The sequence below is a fragment of the Pseudomonas sp. D(2018) genome (assembly GCF_005502555.1).
In the GTDB taxonomy this organism is placed as follows: Bacteria; Pseudomonadota; Gammaproteobacteria; order Pseudomonadales; family Pseudomonadaceae; genus Metapseudomonas; species Metapseudomonas resinovorans.
Map to the genome: position 1 here is coordinate 1 of NZ_SCOK01000079.1, position 17,998 is coordinate 17,998.

13 protein-coding genes and 1 pseudogene are annotated in these 17,998 nt (G+C 59.1%); 10 read left to right on the forward strand and 4 right to left on the reverse strand.

Features of this window, described 5'->3' with window-relative positions; genetic code table 11:
- Window positions 1-397, forward strand: a 397-nt coding sequence (locus FFS60_RS27050) for a hypothetical protein (RefSeq protein WP_137823729.1), incomplete at its 5' end; no start/stop codon positions are given.
- A 328-nt stretch (window positions 398-725) separates the two neighbouring features.
- On the opposite strand, the gene FFS60_RS27055 is transcribed toward FFS60_RS27050, so the two are convergent.
- Entirely contained in the window at window positions 726-5,297 is a 4,572-nt protein-coding gene (locus FFS60_RS27055; RefSeq protein ID WP_137823730.1) for an ATP-binding protein, read from the reverse strand.
- 324 nt (window positions 5,298-5,621) lie between these two features.
- Window positions 5,622-6,602, reverse strand: a complete 981-nt coding sequence (locus tag FFS60_RS27060; RefSeq protein WP_137823731.1) for an IS5 family transposase — start codon at window positions 6,600-6,602, stop codon at window positions 5,622-5,624.
- 101 nt (window positions 6,603-6,703) lie between these two features.
- Here FFS60_RS27060 and FFS60_RS29175 point away from each other — a divergent pair.
- From FFS60_RS29175 to FFS60_RS27075, 3 genes and pseudogenes are all read left to right on the forward strand, one after another.
- Window positions 6,704-6,829 (forward strand): annotated as a pseudogene (locus FFS60_RS29175) (restriction endonuclease subunit S); the annotation flags it as partial.
- The gene (locus tag FFS60_RS27070; RefSeq protein ID WP_137823732.1) at window positions 6,829-10,014 is read left to right on the forward strand and encodes a type I restriction endonuclease subunit R; all 3,186 of its coding nucleotides are present in this window, start codon (window positions 6,829-6,831) and stop codon (window positions 10,012-10,014) included. The pseudogene FFS60_RS29175 and the gene FFS60_RS27070, both read left to right, overlap by 1 nt.
- A gap of 37 nt (window positions 10,015-10,051) precedes the next feature.
- Window positions 10,052-10,963: a restriction endonuclease gene (locus FFS60_RS27075; protein WP_028630552.1), complete on the forward strand. Its 912-nt coding sequence runs from the start codon at window positions 10,052-10,054 to the stop codon at window positions 10,961-10,963.
- Window positions 10,964-11,092: 129 nt separating this feature from the next.
- Here the strand turns inward: FFS60_RS27075 and FFS60_RS27080 are convergent, their stop codons facing one another.
- Window positions 11,093-11,935, reverse strand: a complete 843-nt coding sequence (locus tag FFS60_RS27080; protein WP_137823733.1) for an XRE family transcriptional regulator — start codon at window positions 11,933-11,935, stop codon at window positions 11,093-11,095.
- A gap of 127 nt (window positions 11,936-12,062) precedes the next feature.
- Here FFS60_RS27080 and FFS60_RS27085 point away from each other — a divergent pair, with 127 nt between their 5' ends.
- The 6 genes from FFS60_RS27085 to FFS60_RS27110 all read left to right on the forward strand — a co-directional run bounded on the left by FFS60_RS27085 (window position 12,063) and on the right by FFS60_RS27110 (window position 17,680).
- Window positions 12,063-12,851, forward strand: coding sequence for a helix-turn-helix transcriptional regulator (locus FFS60_RS27085; protein WP_137823734.1), 789 nt, complete (start codon window positions 12,063-12,065; stop codon window positions 12,849-12,851).
- A 165-nt stretch (window positions 12,852-13,016) separates the two neighbouring features.
- Window positions 13,017-13,217, forward strand: a complete 201-nt coding sequence (locus FFS60_RS29180; RefSeq protein WP_256658166.1) for a YhfG family protein — start codon at window positions 13,017-13,019, stop codon at window positions 13,215-13,217.
- Window positions 13,218-13,436: 219 nt separating this feature from the next.
- Window positions 13,437-14,933, forward strand: a complete 1,497-nt coding sequence (locus tag FFS60_RS27095) for an aldehyde dehydrogenase family protein (protein WP_137823735.1) — start codon at window positions 13,437-13,439, stop codon at window positions 14,931-14,933.
- On the forward strand, window positions 14,918-16,306 hold the full coding sequence (locus FFS60_RS27100) for an amino acid permease (protein ID WP_137823736.1): 1,389 nt from the start codon (window positions 14,918-14,920) through the stop codon (window positions 16,304-16,306). Before FFS60_RS27095 ends, FFS60_RS27100 begins: the two co-directional genes overlap by 16 nt.
- 59 nt (window positions 16,307-16,365) lie before the next feature.
- Window positions 16,366-17,205: a phytanoyl-CoA dioxygenase family protein gene (locus FFS60_RS27105; RefSeq protein WP_137823737.1), complete on the forward strand. Its 840-nt coding sequence runs from the start codon at window positions 16,366-16,368 to the stop codon at window positions 17,203-17,205.
- 109 nt (window positions 17,206-17,314) lie between these two features.
- Window positions 17,315-17,680, forward strand: a complete 366-nt coding sequence (locus tag FFS60_RS27110; RefSeq protein WP_028630547.1) for an STAS/SEC14 domain-containing protein — start codon at window positions 17,315-17,317, stop codon at window positions 17,678-17,680.
- Window positions 17,681-17,783: 103 nt separating this feature from the next.
- On the opposite strand, the gene FFS60_RS28925 is transcribed toward FFS60_RS27110, so the two are convergent.
- Window positions 17,784-17,998: hypothetical protein (locus FFS60_RS28925; protein WP_218570620.1), on the reverse strand; the 215-nt coding region annotated here is incomplete at its 5' end.

Here is a 17,998-nt window from a genome sequence, read left to right on the forward strand (position 1 = left end):
GGGCAACGGGGCAACGGGGCACGGAAGCGCGGAGATGAAGTGGAGGTCGACAAAGTCCGGTGAGCTGTTCACCGGCGGCAACCGCTGGCGGGTAGAGCTTAAGGGCGACCGTGTCACCCTCCAGGTAGAAGGTGAGCCAAATGTGGCTGCCCACCTATTTCAGGTGGGTTCCATCGAGGTACCTCCCGGGATGATGTGGGCCGCCTGTCACTTCAATTTCCAGAAGGGTGAGCAGCAATCCCTGCGGAAGGTCGACGGCATTCCCACTGATCGTGCCCTCCTGATGCAAAAGGTGGTGGCTCACGCCACGGCCGATATCTTGGCTACTTTTGTTGCCACTAGTACGCCGGGTCTAGAAGCCTGGCTTGAGGGGGGGGCTGTCCAAGCTCAAACCTGAGCCCGGTAGAGATTCATCGGTCCAGGCGAGATTGTCGCAGTCTGGCTGACACCCGATCTCCCGCCACGCCTAGTGGCCTGTCGTGGAGTTCTATTCTAGGGCATAGACAAGCTGTAGTTGCTCGCAAGAAGGAAAAGGCTTGGCCATCATGCTGTTCGCCCCCTGTGCTCGCCGACAGAGCGATTTTGCCGGCGGCAAGGGGAGCAGCTACTTTTTCAACAGAATCGGCCGAAGGCGGACACTGGGGGAGGACAGCTTCCAGCCAGAAGCAAACACTCCTGCTCAAAAGGATTCGTTTGAACTTAAATTGGCTCTAGGGAAGCGTGGCCTATTCAGTGTTCAACATTACCGACGCAGGAGCTTTTTTGCCGAACAGCTTGCCCTCGCGCGCCTTCTGAGTCTTGGCTGCTCTGTTGTCAACCTCTCGCTCTATCGTTGGCATAAACGCAGTGAATATGGTTGATGGTGTTTTCGAAGCTTCGGACCAGATGTCAAAGCGGCCATCGACGATCTTCGTAAAAAGAACAGAAGCGCTCCAGAAGTCCTCAGGTCGCTGGGCATTTTGCATTTGTGCATACCAGGTTTTCGCCCAAATATTCCGAACATATGAATCGTGCGCGGCAGCGTAAGCCGCGCCAATGAAGCCTTTAGAGTCCTGGAAACGTGACAGCACCGAATCAGCATGGAGGCTTTCGTCGCAAAAGCCAGCGATCATGAGGGCAAGCGCTGTCTCGTACGGCCGCCCTATGGCGAGAAGTTCATCAGTATAGCTTTGCAGCATTTCCACCTTTCCGCAGAGATGCGCCGCGATGACCTCGCGTGCGATGTCGCTGTCAGTCCTCGGTGTACGAAGGCGCCTTTTACAGATGTCCACTATCGCCTGGCTGGTTGTGCTGCTCCAGAGGATAATGCTCTCCGCAGAGATTTTTGCAGCACCAGTGACACGGCGTATGGTCGGATCTAACGTCAGAACGCGGGTAATAAAATCAGGTGCTAACGGATTGCCGCTTGCACCAAGCGCGACCGCCACCTGCAGCGCGACATGATGAAGGTGACGAAGCTTGCTGTCGGAAGCGGCGACCAACATTTTGAGCCAACGCTGATCGCGATCAGCATCCTGTCCGATAATTGCTTTAATACCCTCGAATGTGATGTCGGAAAGTATTAGGCCTGCTTCTGTAGCGGTGAGCTCACCGGCGAATCGTTCATACGCGTCGCCCATGCGACGTTGGCGGTCGTCGAACTGCTCCTCTGTTTCCGAAAGCCGATCCATCTGGGATGCAAAGTTGCTTTCCGTCGATGTACGCTCCGTTAATGAAATCAGGGGCGGCGTTGAGTCGGACATTTTCGGCATCTCAGTCTCGATGTCCGGCAGCTCCACATCACCTTCATAACCCAACGCTTTCGCAAGCGCGGTTTCGATTCGAGCGGCGATGACACCAACTTGCCCAGCAGGTAACGCTACTGCGGCAAAACCGTAATGGGACAAACTCATTCGATCAAGCGCAAGCTCCACTTCTATCAGGCCCGCCTGTAGCGCTTTTAATATTGAGGTGGAGCCATGCCAGTCCTCGAAGTCGCTGTTGCCCCTTCTCTCCGCGCTCCATCCACTATCCACAACCTCCTGCAGTAAACCAGTGTCTCCGCTCAATGCGGCGAGGGCGAGTGCTTCGTGCCGGAGAGTCTTGGATGGAGACCGAATGAGACCTTTGACAATAATGGCAGCGCGTGGCGTCAACATCGATTGTGAATAGTAGGCTGCAGCAAGAACTGCAGCCTGGGCATATTCATTGCCACTCTGAAGAGCACGCTCCAAAACCCGTTCCACCTTTTCTGGGGCAGTTCTTCGCACGCAGGAGAGCACGTCGAGCAGAAGGGTATCACTCTGCATGTTTGCGAATGCTTCCAACTGTTCATCGGCGGTGAGATGCGGCAACGCGATCAGCAAGGAAAACTGTGCCGTGAGGAAATTGTCTCGAGTGTCATTCCCATCTTTATAAGTTGTGGTGCTCGATAGGCAGGCCGACAGGAAACGTCGGGCGAGATCTTTTGTGAGAGCCGAGCTGTGGCGCCTGAGCTCCAATACACCTTGACGTCGCGTAAATCCATCGCGACCAAGTACTTCGCTCGCGAGAGCATTATGCGTGTATATCGCGTCATCGGATGCGAAGCGTGCGACAGCAGCTCGGGCACCGCGGAAGAAGTGATCCTGCTCGTTTATGCCCAAGCTTATGGCTACCTTTCCTAGATCAATCTGCCGGTAGTTTTGGGCAGTTGCAACAACATTCTCTGGCCTGACGGTAGCGGGATCGCATGGGTCGACAGAGCAATACGTTTCCCTCAGTGCCCAACCAGCAAAGCGCTCCCGGTCGCGTGTGAGCTCATCGCTGATATATGCACCTTCTTGTGCGTCGCTGACATCTCCGGTGCCGAACAGGATACCTACGCGAGTCCACCTCCCCACACTAGACGAACACTCCTCCGGCAGTGCGTCCAGTTCCTTCAAAAGTGCTGATCGTGTCTCCTGCCAGTCAGCACGGTTGTAGTGAAGAAGCTGCTCAAACTCTGCGTAAGGTGCCGACATCGATGTGTTGAGCGCACAAGAGAATCGCCAGCGGACGATGTATGGTGCAACCTCTTCCAGAGGGAAGCCGGCTAGAAGATAGAAGGTAAAGCGACTTATGCCATCAAATCGAGGTGTCGGGGCGGTAACAAGATTCGTAGTTACGAAGGATCGCTCGACCGCGGTCAGACCAGCCTCCCGCTCTCGAATTTCAGCCGAAACTCTTGCGCGCTCTTCGTCAACCTCAATGGCAGAGTATTGTCGTAGAGTTCTGTGCATCCGGCGTTCGGGCGCGGGTGAATAAAAGGACAGCCACCGCTTCGTTGACTCCAAAATGTGCTGCCAAACACCCGGATCGTCACGTCGATTAAGCAGCGAGTAGAGCAGCCATTCTTTGCTGGCAATATGCTCTTGTGACAGGTACACATTTTCAGCGGCTTGCAGAAACGCGAGCGGAGCCGACTTAGCGAGTACAGAGAAGGCATCGACCTGACTGTTAGGAAGGTTTTGTAGAGATACGAATTTTTCTATCAGTGCGGAGCGTATCTCCGGGCTTGTTTCCTCATCAATGCAAGCGATTTGGGTTGCAAGCAGAACAACTTTTGCCGTCTCATCAAGTGCGCTGATCGGTTCCAGTATTGTCGCTAGCCTCTCGCGCGGCTCACGATCGTTGCGCAACTCACGTTCGAGTTGGTCAACGAGGTAGAGCGCGAGCGCCAAGTTGAGGCCATCGGGCTTTATCTCATACTGTGAAACGCTTCCTTTCACCGCAGAGAAGAACCGACTCGAAGCAACAGATTCGAGCTGGGATTCTTGGATCGCATCAAAAAGCCTCAGGTCGTCCGTATTCTGTGCATTCGCACGAGCCAATATCTCCGCTGCGAGTTTTTTCAACAGGTCAGCGAATGAGGCAGCGGAGATCGGAACCGCCCCGAGCTGCTGCATCCTCCGCATGTGCTCAAATAGGAGCCGCCCTACACTGAGCTCATCTAAAAGCTCGATGGTCTTGGCCTCTATCAGCTCGATCGCGATTCCGAGCAGTCTGGGGTTTCGAACAGATGCAAGGACCTCGGGCCTTGAGTTGGAATAGCTGATGCCGCGATTGTCCAGGATCTGTTTGACGTCCTCGATGGACCACTCGGCGAGCGTGATAGTTCTTACACTGCAGGACAGCGCATTTTTGAGTTGCGTCCAATGTTGTGTTCGGGTGGTAAGCACCAGACAGCCACCCAGACTCTTCAAGCGTTGCGCGGCGAGGTCGAGCCAGCGCCCCCAGTTCGACTTAAGCGGTTGATTGAGACCATCCACTATGAGCGTTAAGCGAACGGAGCTAGCTGGCATATTCGCGCGCCAAGCTTTGAAACGACGCTGCCACCGCCTGATCGCCTCCTGCGTGATATCCACGCCCGTCTGACGAATCAGCTTGCGGATGAGGAAATCATCAAAGTCTTTAGCATCGTCTCCAGTCAAATCGTCCGCAGGACACAAGACGAGAAGTGATTTGGGATTGGACAGATTCCAGCTCTGAACAGCGAGCCAGGATTTGCCGACACCCTCCTCACCGACGATTGCGTAGATTTCGGTATCTGGCGCTCCGGTGAAGGCGGTTGTAACAGCCGCATGCTCGGGTCGATCGAGCGCCATGGGGCCAGACGGATCAAGGGGGGAAAGAGGCTGACCGAACTCGATGCGCGCCTCCATCTTGTCTGTGAACAACCGACGCAGCCATACTTGGTTGAGGGTCTTGGCGTGCCCCAACCCAACATCTTCGGCGAGCGCATTTTTAAGAGAACGCAGCCTTGCGGGATAGTCCGCATGCTTTGCGTAGTGGTCAATTGCAGCGAGAGCAGGAGCGATAAGCTTCGCCCCTGACTTTCCGGTAAGGCTTTGCGTGATGAATGCTTGGGATTTTGAACTGGCGGCCACAGCGGCGACCAGCAACGATCCAAGATCATTATTTGACCAATCCAGTACCACAATGCCAAAGCCGTGGTTGTCAGCAAATTTCCTGGCGTCATTGATAGTTTGGGATGCTACTTCGCATGTAGCTCCGAGTATCCAAAGATCCACCTGACTGACATCGTCGTTGGCAACGTCAAAAAGCTTTACCGAAATATCGTTCTTCGAGAGGCCATCTTTGTAGCGTTTGCCCTCAAAAAACGTGGCGCCGCCATCGAACGCAGAATCACCGTCCCGCCCTAGCTGTGTACCTGACTTTGCGAGACGGAAAGATTGCCCTGTGATCTCACCCAGGATGACACCGAGAAACCCTTCAAACCCTTCTGGGCCAGAAGGGTCGAGGGCTAGCAACGCTTCTTTTAGAGCCTCTGCGTGCATCTTATCTGCTGTATTCATTCTGGAATAAGTGTTATGGCCAATGACAGTTAATTATCAAGAATTTCATAGCTTTGTCAGGTGGTGCTGTTCCATCGCATTTTGGCTAGGGGCTGCTAACGAACCTTCGTCACGCCGACCAAATGAAACCTGTCTTCGAGAGCTATCGCAGCTGCTTAAGGATGGTCTGAAGTAGCCCTGCATTTCCGGTCGACTTCAGCCTCCGCCGATTTTGAAGCGCAGCAAACTGATCAAAAACGATCAGATCACCCGCTCATTCCTGTGTTTTTAGCCGCCGCGTGCACCTCGTTGCGGCCATTTCCCACATTACAGGTGCACCTCTCCTGCATTCGTCAGCAAATGTCGGCGCGCCATCCACAGGTTCGACAGGGCAAACAATGTCACCAGCTGCGCCGTGTTCTTCGCCAGGCCACGGAAGCGTGTCTTCACATAACCGAACTGGCGCTTGATCACCCGGAACGGGTGCTCGACCTTGGCGCGCACCTGGGCCTTGGCCTTCTCGATCTTGCGCTTGGCTTTGTACAGCGCGCTGCGCTTACTCAGCTTCTTGTACGTACTGCGGCGGGCTGCGATCTGCCAGATCACCTCCCGGCCTTCATGTTCCGGGCGCTTCTCGACGCCGGTGTAGCCCGCGTCGGCACCCACCATGTTTTCCTCTCCGTGCAGCAGTTTGTCGACCTGGGTAACGTCTGCAACGTTGGCTGCCGTCCCCACCACGCTGCGCACCAGGCCGGACTCGGCATCGGCACCGATGTGCGCCTTCATGCCGAAGTAATACTGGTTTCCCTTCTTCGTCTGGTGCATTTCCGGGTCACGCTTGCCGTCCTGATTCTTGGTCGAACTCGGCGCATGGATCAGCGTGGCATCGACGATGGTGCCCTGGCGCAGCGACAGGCCCCGGTCGCCCAGGTAACCATTGATCACCGCCAGAATCCCGGCCGCCAACTCGTGCTTCTCCAGCAGGCGACGGAAATTGAGGATGGTGGTTTCGTCGGGAATACGCTCCAGGTTCAGCCCGGCAAACTGGCGCAAGATTGTGGTCTCGTACAGCGCCTCCTCCATCGCCGGATCGCTGTAGCCGAACCAGTTCTGCATCAGATGTACGCGCAGCATCGCCATCAGCGGATACGCCGGACGGCCACCTTCACCCTTGGGGTAGTGCGGCTCGATCAGGGCAATCAAACCCTTCCACGGCACCACCTGATCCATCTCGATCAGGACCAACTCCTTGCGGGTCTGCTTGCGCTTGCCGGCGTACTCGGCGTCGGCGAAGGTCATTTGCTTCATCGGGAAACTCGGGCAACAGGATCGGCGTATTTCACCAGATTCAGGAAGTCTTTTTCAGACCATTCCTAGATTGTTTGCTCGGCGAGTCACTTGAGATGAAGGGGCTGCTTCAAGAGCGCCGCGCTGCCCTAATCTCCGCCGCCGTCACCGGCAAGATCGATGTGCGCGACTGGCAGCCACCGGCCAGCACCCAAACCCCTGAATTTGAAGTAGCAGAGGCCGTGTAATGGCAGACAGCAAGGAAGCCCAGTTCCAGCGGGACATCATCACCGCCATGGTCGCCCAGGGCTGGCTGACCGGGCCAGCCAGCGGCTATGACCGGCGCACGGCGTTGTACACCGAAGACTTTCTCGGCTACTTCCAGGACGCCTGGCCGGAGCGTTGGGACAAGTTCGCCAAGGCCAACCCGAACAACCCGGAAGGCGTGTTGGTGCAGAAGCTGGTGCGCGAGCTGGAGCAGGATGGCACCCTGGATGTGCTGCGCCATGGCTTCAAGTTGCCGGGGGTGAAGATCGAGGTGTGCAGCTTCAAGCCCGACCACGGCATGAACCCGGACACCCTCAAGCGCTACCAGTGCAACCGCCTGCGTGTGGTGCCGGAGGTGTCGTATTCCCCTCACTACCGCGAGGGCGAGTACAACCCCCGTCTGGATCTGGTGCTGTTCGTCAACGGCATTCCCGTCGCCACGCTGGAGCTGAAAAGCGAGTTCAAGCAGAGCGTGGAAAACGCCAAGCGCCAGTACCGCTACGACCGCCCGGTAAAAGACCCGCTGACGCGCAAGCCCGAGCCGCTGCTGACCTTCAAGCGCGGCGCGCTGGTGCACTTCGCCGTGAGTCAGGATGAAGTGGCGATGACCACCAAGCTGGCCGGCAAGGAGACCTTCTTCCTGCCGTTCAACCTCGGCAGCCTCGACGGCGGTGCCGGCAACCCGCCTGCACCGGATGACAGCCAGTACGCCACCGGCTACCTGTGGCAGCGCCTGTTCCAGCCCGATGCATGGCTCAAGGTGCTGGGCCGCTTCCTGCACCTGCAGAAGAGCGTGAAGGAAGATGCCGATGGCAAGCGCGTTACCAAAGAGACCCTGATCTTTCCGCGCTACCACCAGTGGGAAGTGGTGAACAAGCTGATCGAGACCACCCGCAATGAAGGGCCGGGCAAGCGTTACCTGATCCAGCACAGCGCCGGCTCGGGCAAGTCCAACTCGATTGCCTGGACGGCGCATCAACTGGCCTCGCTCTACGATGCCGAAGGCCAGCGCCTGTTCAATTCGGTGATCGTGATTACCGACCGCACCGTGCTGGACAAGCAGCTGCAGGACACCATCTACCAGTTCGAGCACGCCCAGGGCGTGGTCAAGTGCATCACCCGCGATATCGGCAGCCAGAGTAAGTCCGAACAATTGGCCGAGGCGCTGGCCGAGCAGACGCGCATCATCATCGTCACCATCCAGACCTTCCCGGCGCTGTTCGATGCGCTGGACAAGTACCCCAAGCTGGCCAGCGGGCGCTATGCGGTAATCGCCGACGAGGCGCATTCCTCGCAGACCGGCTCGTCGGCCAGCAAGCTCAAGCAGATTCTCGGCAGCGACGCGCCAGAGGCTGAAGAAATCAGCGCCGAAGAGCTGCTGGACGCCGCCGTGGCTGCCCGCGCGCCCAACGAGCGCATCAGCTACTACGCCTTTACCGCCACGCCCAAGGCCAAGACCCTGGAGCTGTTCGGCTGCCCGGCCAACCCGGCGCTGCCGGCAAGCGCCGACAACAAGCCCGAGGCCTTCCACCTGTACTCCATGCGCCAGGCCATCGAGGAAGGTTTCATCCTCGATGTGCTGCAGAACTACACCACCTACAGCGCCGCCTGGAAGATCGCCCACCCGGACGGCGACGACGAGGAAGTGGACTCGAAGAAGGCGCGCATGAAGCTGGCGCGCTGGGTACGCCTGCATCCGTACAACATCAGCCAGAAGGTGGAGGTGATCGTCGAGCACTTCCGCGCCAATATTCGTCACCTGCTGGGCGGCCAGGCCAAGGCGATGGTGGTCACCAGCAGCCGGCAGGAGGCGGTGCGCTACCAGTTGGCCGTACAGGCCTATGTGAAGCAGATGGGTTACGGCGACGTGCATCCGCTGGTGGCCTTCTCCGGCAGCGTGATGCCGGACGGGGTGATCCCCGAAGAGGTGACGGAAAGCAGCAGCCTGCTCAACCCCGGCCTGAACGGGCGTGACCTGGCGGAAGCCTTCGACACCCAGGACTTCAACGTGATGATCGCCGCCAACAAGTACCAGACTGGCTTCGATCAGCCCAAGCTGTGCGCCATGTACGTGGACAAGAAGCTGCAAGGCGTGGACTGCGTGCAAACCCTGTCGCGCCTGAACCGCACCTTTGGCGACAGCAAGCCGACCTTCATTCTCGACTTCTTCAACGACGCACAGGACATTCTCGACGCCTTCCTGCCGTACTACACCAAGGCCGAGCTGACCGATGTGACCGACCCGCAGCTCATCTATGACCTGCAGAAGAAGCTGGATGCCGAGGGCATCTACCATTGGGAAGAGGTGGCGGCGTTTGCCATCGCCTTCTTCGACCCCAAGGCCGCCGCCAGCAAGCTCAGCTACTACTGCGCGCCGGCCAAGGAGCGTTTTGCCAAGCGCTACAAGCTGGCCCAGGAGTCACGCCAGCAGGCGCTGGACTTCAAGCGTACCGCCGAACAGAACGGCGACAGCGCTGGTGTGAAGAAGGCCGAGGCTGCAATCAAGGAAGCGGGTGAGCAGGTTGATCAGCTCGACCTGTTCAAGAAGAACCTGCAGAGCTTTGTGCGCCTGTACGAGTTCCTCGCGCAGATCATCCCCTATGAGGATCGCGAGCTGGAGCAGCTGTGCGTGTATGCCAAGCACCTGCATCCGCTGCTGCGGGTGGATCGTCTGGATCAGGACGACGTTGACCTGGGCGAGCTGCAATTGAGCCACTACCGCCTGAGCAAGCGCGCCGAACATCAGCTGCGTTTGAGTGAAGAGCAAGGTGATTACGGCCTTGACCCCGCCAGCGCGCTCGGCAGTGGTAAGGCCCATGACCCGGAGAAGAAGCGGCTATCGGAAATCATCGAGGCGTTGAACGATATCTTTGGCGCCGAGGTGAGTGATGAGGATCAACTGCAGTTCCTCACCGGCATCGCCAATCGCATCAGTCGCCAGGAGGATGTGATGGCCCAGGTCAACAACCACTCGGTCGAGCAGGTGATGCACGGCCTGTTCCCCAAGCGTGTGCTGGACACCGTGCTGGACGCCATGACCGACCACGAGAAGCTATCGCTTGAAGTGCTGGATAACGAGACCAAGAGCCGGGCCTTTGCCCTGGTGATCTTGAAGATGTTGAAGTCTGCAGCGAGCCTCGATGAGGACGCACTGCGCAGCACCTGATGGCTTGCTGGCGGGACGGATGCCACAAGGAGTGAAGATGTCGATTCCGGATTTTCAAAGCGTCATGCGCCCGGTACTGGCAACGGTGCAAGACGGTGCGCCACTGCAACTCAGCGTACTGCGCGAGCGCGTTGCCGATCAGTTCCAACTGACTGAGGACGAGCGTAAAGAGCGTCTGCCGTCGGGCCAGCAAACGGTGATCAACAATCGTGTGGGCTGGGCTCGAACCTACCTGAACAAGGCCGGCCTTCTGACCATACCGGCTAAGGGCATGGTGCAGATCACTGCGCGTGGCCGCGACGTGCTGGCCAACGGCCCCGACCGCATCACGGTGAGCTGGCTGAAGCAGTTCCCCGAGTTCGCCGATTTCCATACCGCCAAGCCTGCGGCAGCGGATGCGCCTGCGGTGCTGGAGCTCGATGCTGCTGAGACGACCCCGGACGAACAGTTGGCCGAGGCCCATCAGGCGTTGCTGCAGTCGCTGGCCGATGAGCTGCTGGCGCAGGTCCGAGCGGCGACGCCGAGTTTCTTCGAGCAACTGGTGGTCGATCTGATGTTGGCCATGGGCTACGGCGGCTCACGCAAGGAAGCCGGCAAGGCGACCCAGGCCACGAACGATGACGGCATCGACGGCATTATCAAGGAAGACAAGCTCGGCCTTGACGTGATCTACCTGCAAGCCAAGCGTTGGAGCAACACGGTGCATCGTCCCGAGATCGATAAGTTCATCGGGGCGCTGACCCGTCAGCGGGCGCGGAAGGGTGTGTTCATCACCACGTCGGAGTTCTCTCAGGGGGCCAGAGAAGCGGCGCTGGGGTTGGATATCAAGGTGGTGCTGATCGATGGTGTTGAGCTTGCCCGGCTGATGGTGGAAAACAACCTGGGGGTAAGCGTCAAGCAGGTGTATGAGGTGAAGCAACTCGACAGCGACTATTTCGCAGAAGAGTGAGCTAGGGCAAAGCACATCTCCCCGAAAAGGGTAGCTGGACAGAGGCGCGGCTCCAGGAGCGCTTCCAGCTGCCTGCGGGCAGCAAAGTGTCCAAACGTAGGGTCAATGGCGCTCTGTTGAGACGCGCGTTCACAGCTTACGTGCGCTCCACGCCAGCAATGCGCTGGCATGAATTACGACGTCACCCATTGATGCAACCCGGCCCTTGTGCACCGGATTATCCGCAACCATCTCCACCTGATCATTCCCGGCCAACTGCAAGCGCCGGATGAACAGATGCCCCGCCCAGGTGATCAGGTAAACCCCATCCCCCACGAACTCGTTCACCCCGCAATCGACAATGACCGGGTCGCGGTCACTGAGGGTGCCCTCCATGCTTTGTCCCCACTGGGTGACGACGGCCAAGTTGGCAGCACGGGTGTAGTTGACGCCTTGTTCCCGCAGGAATGACTCGCTGACGGTGATGCTGTGCACGGCCTCGCTGTAGTCGGCGGGCAGCTTTCCATCGGGCGCTAGGGCCTGGAGATCGAGATGGGGAATGCAGATTTCGCCTTCACCTGCGGCGTTTCGAGGCGATGCTAGAGGGGACTCACCGATGGCCGGGGGGCTGGGTTTGAGGCTTTCCGCTAGCGCCTGGGCGATGCGTTGCTTGGCGGCATTGTTGAGGCTTTTGCCGGCATGCTTTTTCAGCATTTCCAGGATCAGGGCGGTGGTTGCGTCTCTCGCTTCGCTGGCGCGGGCTGTTCGTGCATAGGAGCCGATGGTGACTGTGCGTGCTTCGTCATTTACGAGCCAACTGACATCGCACTCCAGTGCTTTTGCGAGTGCGATCAGGTTCTTCCCGCTGACCTTGTTGGCGCCGGTGGTCCAGTGGGTGACGGCACCTTTGGAGACGCCTACGAGTTGAGCCAACTCGGCGGCACTCAAGTGCAGCGCCTGCATGCGCGATCTGATGCGGTCGGGGAAGTCCATGGTTAAGGATGCTAAACACCGCATGGTTTAGATTCCTTGTCATGTTCTGTTTATTTTCCTAAACTCAGAGAGTTTAGTTTGCCTTCCTCTTTCTGTAGCGGCTTTCAGATTCTTGCGACCTCGATCTATGCACGGACAGCTCGTTGAATGGACCCAAGACATTGCCGACGTATTGGCACGGCCTCCCGGCCGCGCTCAGTTACAAGCACTGGCCGACTGGCTACAACGCTTGGCCTTCGCTGATCACATTGCACTGTTCATTCATGAAGGGCGTCATCCGCCGCTGGCGCTGTTCGACACCATTCCACCGAACCTGCGTCAGCTGTTCGTTGGCGACTACCAGGCCGGCCCGTACCTGCTGGACCCGTTCTACCTGGCCTGCGTATTCGGCCAGGCCGATGGGCTGTACAGCATGCGGCGGCTGGCGCCGGAGCGCTTCTACAACACGTCGTACTACTGCAGTTACTACCGCTACCTGGGTTTGAGCGAGCAGCTCGGCTTCATCATCAGCCTGGGTGAGCAGGGCGGCGCGGTGTTATCGCTGATGCGGCTGCGGGGCGGTGCGGCCTTCAGCGATGGGGAGATGCAGCTGTTGCGCAGTGCGGCGCCGGTTGTCGAACAGGTCGTGCGTGCGGCTTGGGAGGTGTATCGGCAGCCGCTCCCGCAGGCTCGCTCTGGTGTGGACGACAAGGTGGATGAGGCATTTGAGCAGTTCGGCCGTGGTGTGTTGACGGTGCGGGAGTGTGAGGTGGCGCGGTTGTTGTTGGAGGGGCACTCGAATCGTTCGGCTTCGCAGCAGCTGCGGATTGCGCCGGGGACAGTAAAGGTGCACCGGCGGAATCTGTACGAGAAGCTGGAGATTGGCAGTCAGTCTGAGTTGTTGGCGTTGTTCGTGCGGGAGTTGAAGAGGGGCTGAGGGAGGCGAAGTCCGTCAGCAGGGGATGGACTCGCGGGGGGCTGCGTTGCCCTTTGCGAATGAATTCGCCCCCACAGATGGAGAAGGGCTGTGCTTGCAGGCTGGTTGGAGCGCCGGAAGCGCCTTCCGCCATAATGACGCGGTACGCAACGAAAGAGGCCCCTGATGCCAACCCCGTCCCTACAGGTCAAGAGGGCCTATTACGCCAAGGCGCGCCAATCCAATTACGCCGCCAGCTTGCGTTTGGAGAGCTTCGACACGACGCCTGCCGATGCCGAGCACTTCGGCGACCTGAGCGTGCTGAATCCTCATCTTCGATCGCTGCATCGGTCCGCCGATTGCCTGAGCGCCCGGCTTCAGCAATGAGCTGCAAGGTCATCGTTTCACTCATTCCCTTCTACGAATCTGCTTCGTCCCCATCGCGCGCTTCGTGAGTCTCGAGGTGCGGGTTTGTCTCGCGTTATTGGCCTCTACGAAGTATCTGACAGCCCTGCGAGGTGGCCCGTACCTCAGTCGGCATAGGCGCCTTCCGCGAGGGCGTTGATAGCCTCGGCCCATCAATAAAGTCGCGCGGGGAAAACCACGATGAGCGAGCCAACGCTCTACATCGGCGGGCGTTGGGTGGCTCCGAGGCTCAGGCAGCGGTTCTGCAGCGTTGATCCGGCCCTGGAGAAACGCATCATGGAATTGGGGGCGGCTGGCGCGGAGGATGTTGACCTGGCCGTTCAAGCTGCCCGAACGGCCTTCAATTGTGGCTGGGCGCAGATGCCCGGCAGCGAGAGGGCAGGGTACCTGGATGCGCTGGCCGACAATCTGGAGCTGCGCCAGGAGACCTTGGCGGAGTTGGAGGTTCGCGACAACGGTAAGCCCTTGCGCGAGGCGGTATCCGATGTGGCCGATGCCATCGAGTGTTTCCGCCGCTACGCGGGTCTGGCGCGGGAGCTGGACGAGCGTCAGGACCAGCCGCTGCGCCTGATTGACTCACGTTTCAGCTGTCGTATTCGCCACGAGCCGTCGGGAGTGGTGGGGCTGATCATCCACTGGAGTTTTCCGTTGCTGATGGCGGCGCGGACGATTGCACCTGTGTTGGCTGCAGGGGCGACATGCGTGGTCGTGCCGTCGGAGCTCACGCCACTGACTGCCCTGGAGTTGGGGCTGGCAGCGAGCCGCGTCGGGCTCCCTCCCGGGGTGCTCAACATCCTGTCGGGTTTCGAGGGGCAGACCGACCGGGCCTTGGTTCGGCACCCGGGCGTGGACAGGCTGTCCTTCGGTCGTTTGCCGCTCGGGGTCCAGACGCCCTCGACCGCCCTGGCCGGGGGAAGGGGGTTGGGTTTGGGGTCAAGCGGCAAGGCGGCCTGCATTCTGTTCGATGACGTCGATGTAGACGCCGCGGTGGAGTGGATAGTGCTCGGCGCCTTCCTCAACCAGGGGCAGGCCGCTGGTTCCATTGCGCGACTGGTGGTTCAGGAGAGCATTGCGCCTCGCCTGCTGGAGCGGCTGGTTGAGTCAGTGCGCGGTATGCGTCTGGGCCCAGGGATACTGGCGGGGGTTCACATGGGGCCTCTCGTCAGTGCCAGGCAGCATCGGAAGTTCATGACGGTGATCCAGCACAGCCAACGGGCTGCGAAGTTGCTCATTGGTGGAAGACGCCCGGCTCACTTGCCGGTCGGCCACTTCGTTGAGCCGACGATCTTCGATGAGCCCGACATCAGGCATGAAATCTGGCGCGAGGGCATCTCTGGCCCGGTGTTCTGCGTAAAGCGCTTCAAGACCGAAGCGGAGGCTCTGGCTCTGATAAACCACGGCAGCCATGACCTGGCGACCGCGGTGTTCTCCGTTGACCTGGAGCGTGCTACCCGCATCGCCAACGGCCTGCGTGCCGGGGTGGTCTGGGTCAATTGCTCGAACCCGGCTTTCATCCAGGAACCCTGGGGGCTGGAGAGCTATCTGGAGAGCAAGCAGATCATCCGTCACGACAATGCAGAACGCTTGGGCTGGTACTCGAGGTGGGGGAGTGCGGGCAGCTCCGACGGCTTCGTTGATAACAACAATAAGGAGGCGACTCAATGGACGGGGCTGTAATGCGACGTGGTTTGAATACGCGGCATATCCGATTCATTGCCCTGGGCTCAGCCATCGGCACGGGGTTGTTCTACGGCTCGGCGGCGGCCATCCAGTGGGCGGGGCCTTCGGTGTTGCTGGCCTACCTGATTGGCGGCCTTGTGGTTTACCTGGTGATGCGCTCTTTGGGGGAAATGGCTGTGCGCTCGCCGGTGGCTGGCTCCTTTGGCCAGTACGCAAGCTGGTATCTGGGCCGCTACGCGGGGTTCCTAACCGGCTGGACCTTCGCTTTCGCTGTGGCGATGGTGTGTCTGGCTGACGTAACGGCCTTCGGCATTTATATGGGGCTGTGGTTTCCCGATACGCCGCGCTGGATCTGGGTATTGGGCATCGTTTGTTTCATTGCAGCGTTGAACCTGTGCAACGTGCGGGTGTTTGGCGAGTTGGAGTTTTGTCTGTCGCTGATCAAGGTGCTGGCCATCGTCGCCATGATCACGGCCGGTTTGGGCGTGCTGCTGCTGGGTATTCGGCTGGGCGATGGCTCGGGCGGGGCGCCGGCGCTCAGTAACCTCTGGACCCATGGTGGATTCTTCCCCAATGGTGTCGAGGGCATGGTGGCGTCTTTCACCATCGTGATGTTCGCCTTCAGCGGTATCGAAGTGATTGGTCTCACGGCAGGAGAGGCGAAGGACCCGCAACGGATGATTCCCAAGGCCATCAACTCTGTGCCGCTGCGCATCCTTCTGTTCTACGTGCTCACGCTGTTGGTGCTGATGGCGCTGTATCCCTGGCCGAAGATCGGCAGCCAGGGCGGCCCCTTCGTCCAGATATTCAGTGGGCTTGGAATCGATTCGGCTGCCAGCATCCTCAACCTGGTGGTGATCTCGGCAGTGGTATCCGCGATCAATAGCGACATTTTCTGCACGGGGCGGATGCTCTATGGCATGGCTGCGGCCGGCCATGCGCCGGCAGCGTTTGGGCGATTGTCGCGCCATGGCGTGCCCTGGATGACCGTGGTGGTGATCGCCGTCGCGCTGCTTCTGGGTGTACTGCTCAACTATCTGGTGCCGGATGAGTTGTTCCTGACATTCGCATCCCTGGTGACGTTCGCAGGGGTGTGGGTGTGGCTGATGATCCTGCTCTCCCAGGTGGCGATGCGTCGGCGCCTTGGTGATGTGGAGGTCGCGAAGCTTCACTTCCGGGTGCCGTTCTGGCCTTACGGGCAGTACTTCGCCATTGCCTTCATGGTGTTCATTTTCGTCGTTTTGGGCATTTTCCCCGAGACGCGAGTGGCGCTCTATGTGGGCGCCGTCTGGCTGGTGCTGCTCTCGCTCGCCTACTGGCGTTGGGTGCGGCCGAAGGAAGTTGAACCACGTGCGCTTGAGTTGTCCTGACAGGAATGGCGGCCCATTGCTCTGTCGATGCGCATTACCTCGGGAAAAAGGAGTCCTGCATGACGCGGCACAATTATGAGTTCGAGCTCCCCCAGTCGACGATCGAGGCGTTCCAGCGTGACGGTGCGGTTTGCATCCGCCAGTTGTTCACGGTCGATGAAGTTGCGCTGCTGGAGCTGGGTATCGAAATCAACCTCGCCTCACCCAGCAACAGGGCCAAGGTGGCCAGTAGTCCGGATGATCCGGGCTGGTTCTTCGAGGATTTCTGCAACTGGCGAGATATAGAGGAGTACCGGCGCTTCATCTTCGAGAGTCGGGTGGGCTCGGTAGCGGCGCAACTGATGGGCGGAGGCAGTGCTCGCCTGTACCACGACCACTTGCTGGTGAAGGAGCCGAATACCCGCCAGCGCACGCCGTGGCATCAGGACCAGCCCTACTACAACGTAGATGGAAAACAGAACTGCAGCATGTGGATGCCGGTGGACCCCGTGGCGCGGGAGTCGACGCTGGAGTTCGTGGCCGGTTCACATCTGGGGCCCTGGCTCATGCCGCGGAGCTTCCTGGACAACCAGGCCCGCTGGTTCCCGGAGGGCAGCCTGGCTGACCTGCCGGACATCGAGGCGGACCGCTCGCGTTGGAATATCCTCGGCTGGGAGCTAGAACCCGGGGATGCGGTGTTCTTCCACATGCTGACGCTGCATGGCTCCGGCGGAGTAAGCGGAAAACGAAGACGGCGGGCATTCTCCTTGCGTTTTCTCGGCGAAGACATGCGCCATGCCTCTCGGTCCTGGAAGACGTCGCCGGAGTTTCCAGGGTTGATCGACCAGTTACCTGACGGTGCGCCTATGGAGCATCCGTTGTTTCCGGTTCTGTGGCCGAGGGGGCGGAACTGCGCCTGACCCGCTGTTATCTGAAGGGGCTGGACAGCGTCCGGCCCCTTCCAATTGCCTTGTCGTTTCCAGCAGGCGGCGTATTGTGAAAGGCATACTCCCGCATGGAGGTGTTGCTATGTTCCAGGTAATGCGAAATGGCGAGAATCGCGTAGACGTCGACTTTGCCGGAAAGCTCGATAGCGATGACATGCGCACAGCGATCGATCAGCTGTCGCAGCAGTCCGAAGGCATCGCCCATGGCCGAATGCTTTATCGGATAGGCAAGTTCGAAATGCCGACGCTGGGCGCCATGGCCGTTGAAGTCTCACACATTCCTCAGCTGTTCAAGGTCGTTCGCCGGTTCGACCGTATGGCGGTAGTGGCCGACAAGGGATGGGTGAGGAAGGTGAGCGAGGTCGAGGGGGCGCTGATTCCGGGGTTGACGATCAAGGCCTTCGGTTCGCAGCAGGCGGCGGAAGCTGAAGCCTGGCTGCAGCGCTGAAACCGTTGTATGCCACACCCCCTGTGCGCCGCCTTTGGGCGGCGCTTCTATATATAGGAAGAAGTCGGCGCTGCCGGTATTCAGGCGGCATGACAAAAAGGTTTCAATTAAGTATTGACGGCAGAATCTGCATCCCTATAATGCGCACCTCTTCCAGCACAGTTGCCAAGCAAAACTCCTTGTAGATCAATGAGTTAAGTGGTTTGTGAAGGTGCTGGGAGGTTCCGCTTCGCAAGGTTCGCCACTGGCGAATGAAGTTGGAAAGGAGGTGTTGACAGCGTGATTGAGCGCTGTAGAATGCGCCTCCCGCTGACGAGA

Bases quoted from the DNA above. Each gene is read 5' to 3' on its own strand.
- FFS60_RS27060 (WP_137823731.1), bottom strand. From the start codon at position 6,602: ATGAAGCAAATGACCTTCGCCGACGCCGAGTACGCCGGCAAGCGCAAG.
- FFS60_RS27080 (WP_137823733.1), bottom strand. From the start codon at position 11,935: ATGGACTTCCCCGACCGCATCAGATCGCGCATGCAGGCGCTGCACTTG.
- FFS60_RS29180 (WP_256658166.1), top strand. From the start codon at position 13,017: ATGCCAACCCCGTCCCTACAGGTCAAGAGGGCCTATTACGCCAAGGCG.
- FFS60_RS27085 (WP_137823734.1), top strand. From the start codon at position 12,063: ATGCACGGACAGCTCGTTGAATGGACCCAAGACATTGCCGACGTATTG.
- FFS60_RS27075 (WP_028630552.1), top strand. From the start codon at position 10,052: ATGTCGATTCCGGATTTTCAAAGCGTCATGCGCCCGGTACTGGCAACG.
- FFS60_RS27070 (WP_137823732.1), top strand. From the start codon at position 6,829: ATGGCAGACAGCAAGGAAGCCCAGTTCCAGCGGGACATCATCACCGCC.
- FFS60_RS27110 (WP_028630547.1), top strand. From the start codon at position 17,315: ATGTTCCAGGTAATGCGAAATGGCGAGAATCGCGTAGACGTCGACTTT.
- FFS60_RS27100 (WP_137823736.1), top strand. From the start codon at position 14,918: ATGGACGGGGCTGTAATGCGACGTGGTTTGAATACGCGGCATATCCGA.
- FFS60_RS27105 (WP_137823737.1), top strand. From the start codon at position 16,366: ATGACGCGGCACAATTATGAGTTCGAGCTCCCCCAGTCGACGATCGAG.
- FFS60_RS27055 (WP_137823730.1), bottom strand. From the start codon at position 5,297: ATGCACGCAGAGGCTCTAAAAGAAGCGTTGCTAGCCCTCGACCCTTCT.
- FFS60_RS27095 (WP_137823735.1), top strand. From the start codon at position 13,437: ATGAGCGAGCCAACGCTCTACATCGGCGGGCGTTGGGTGGCTCCGAGG.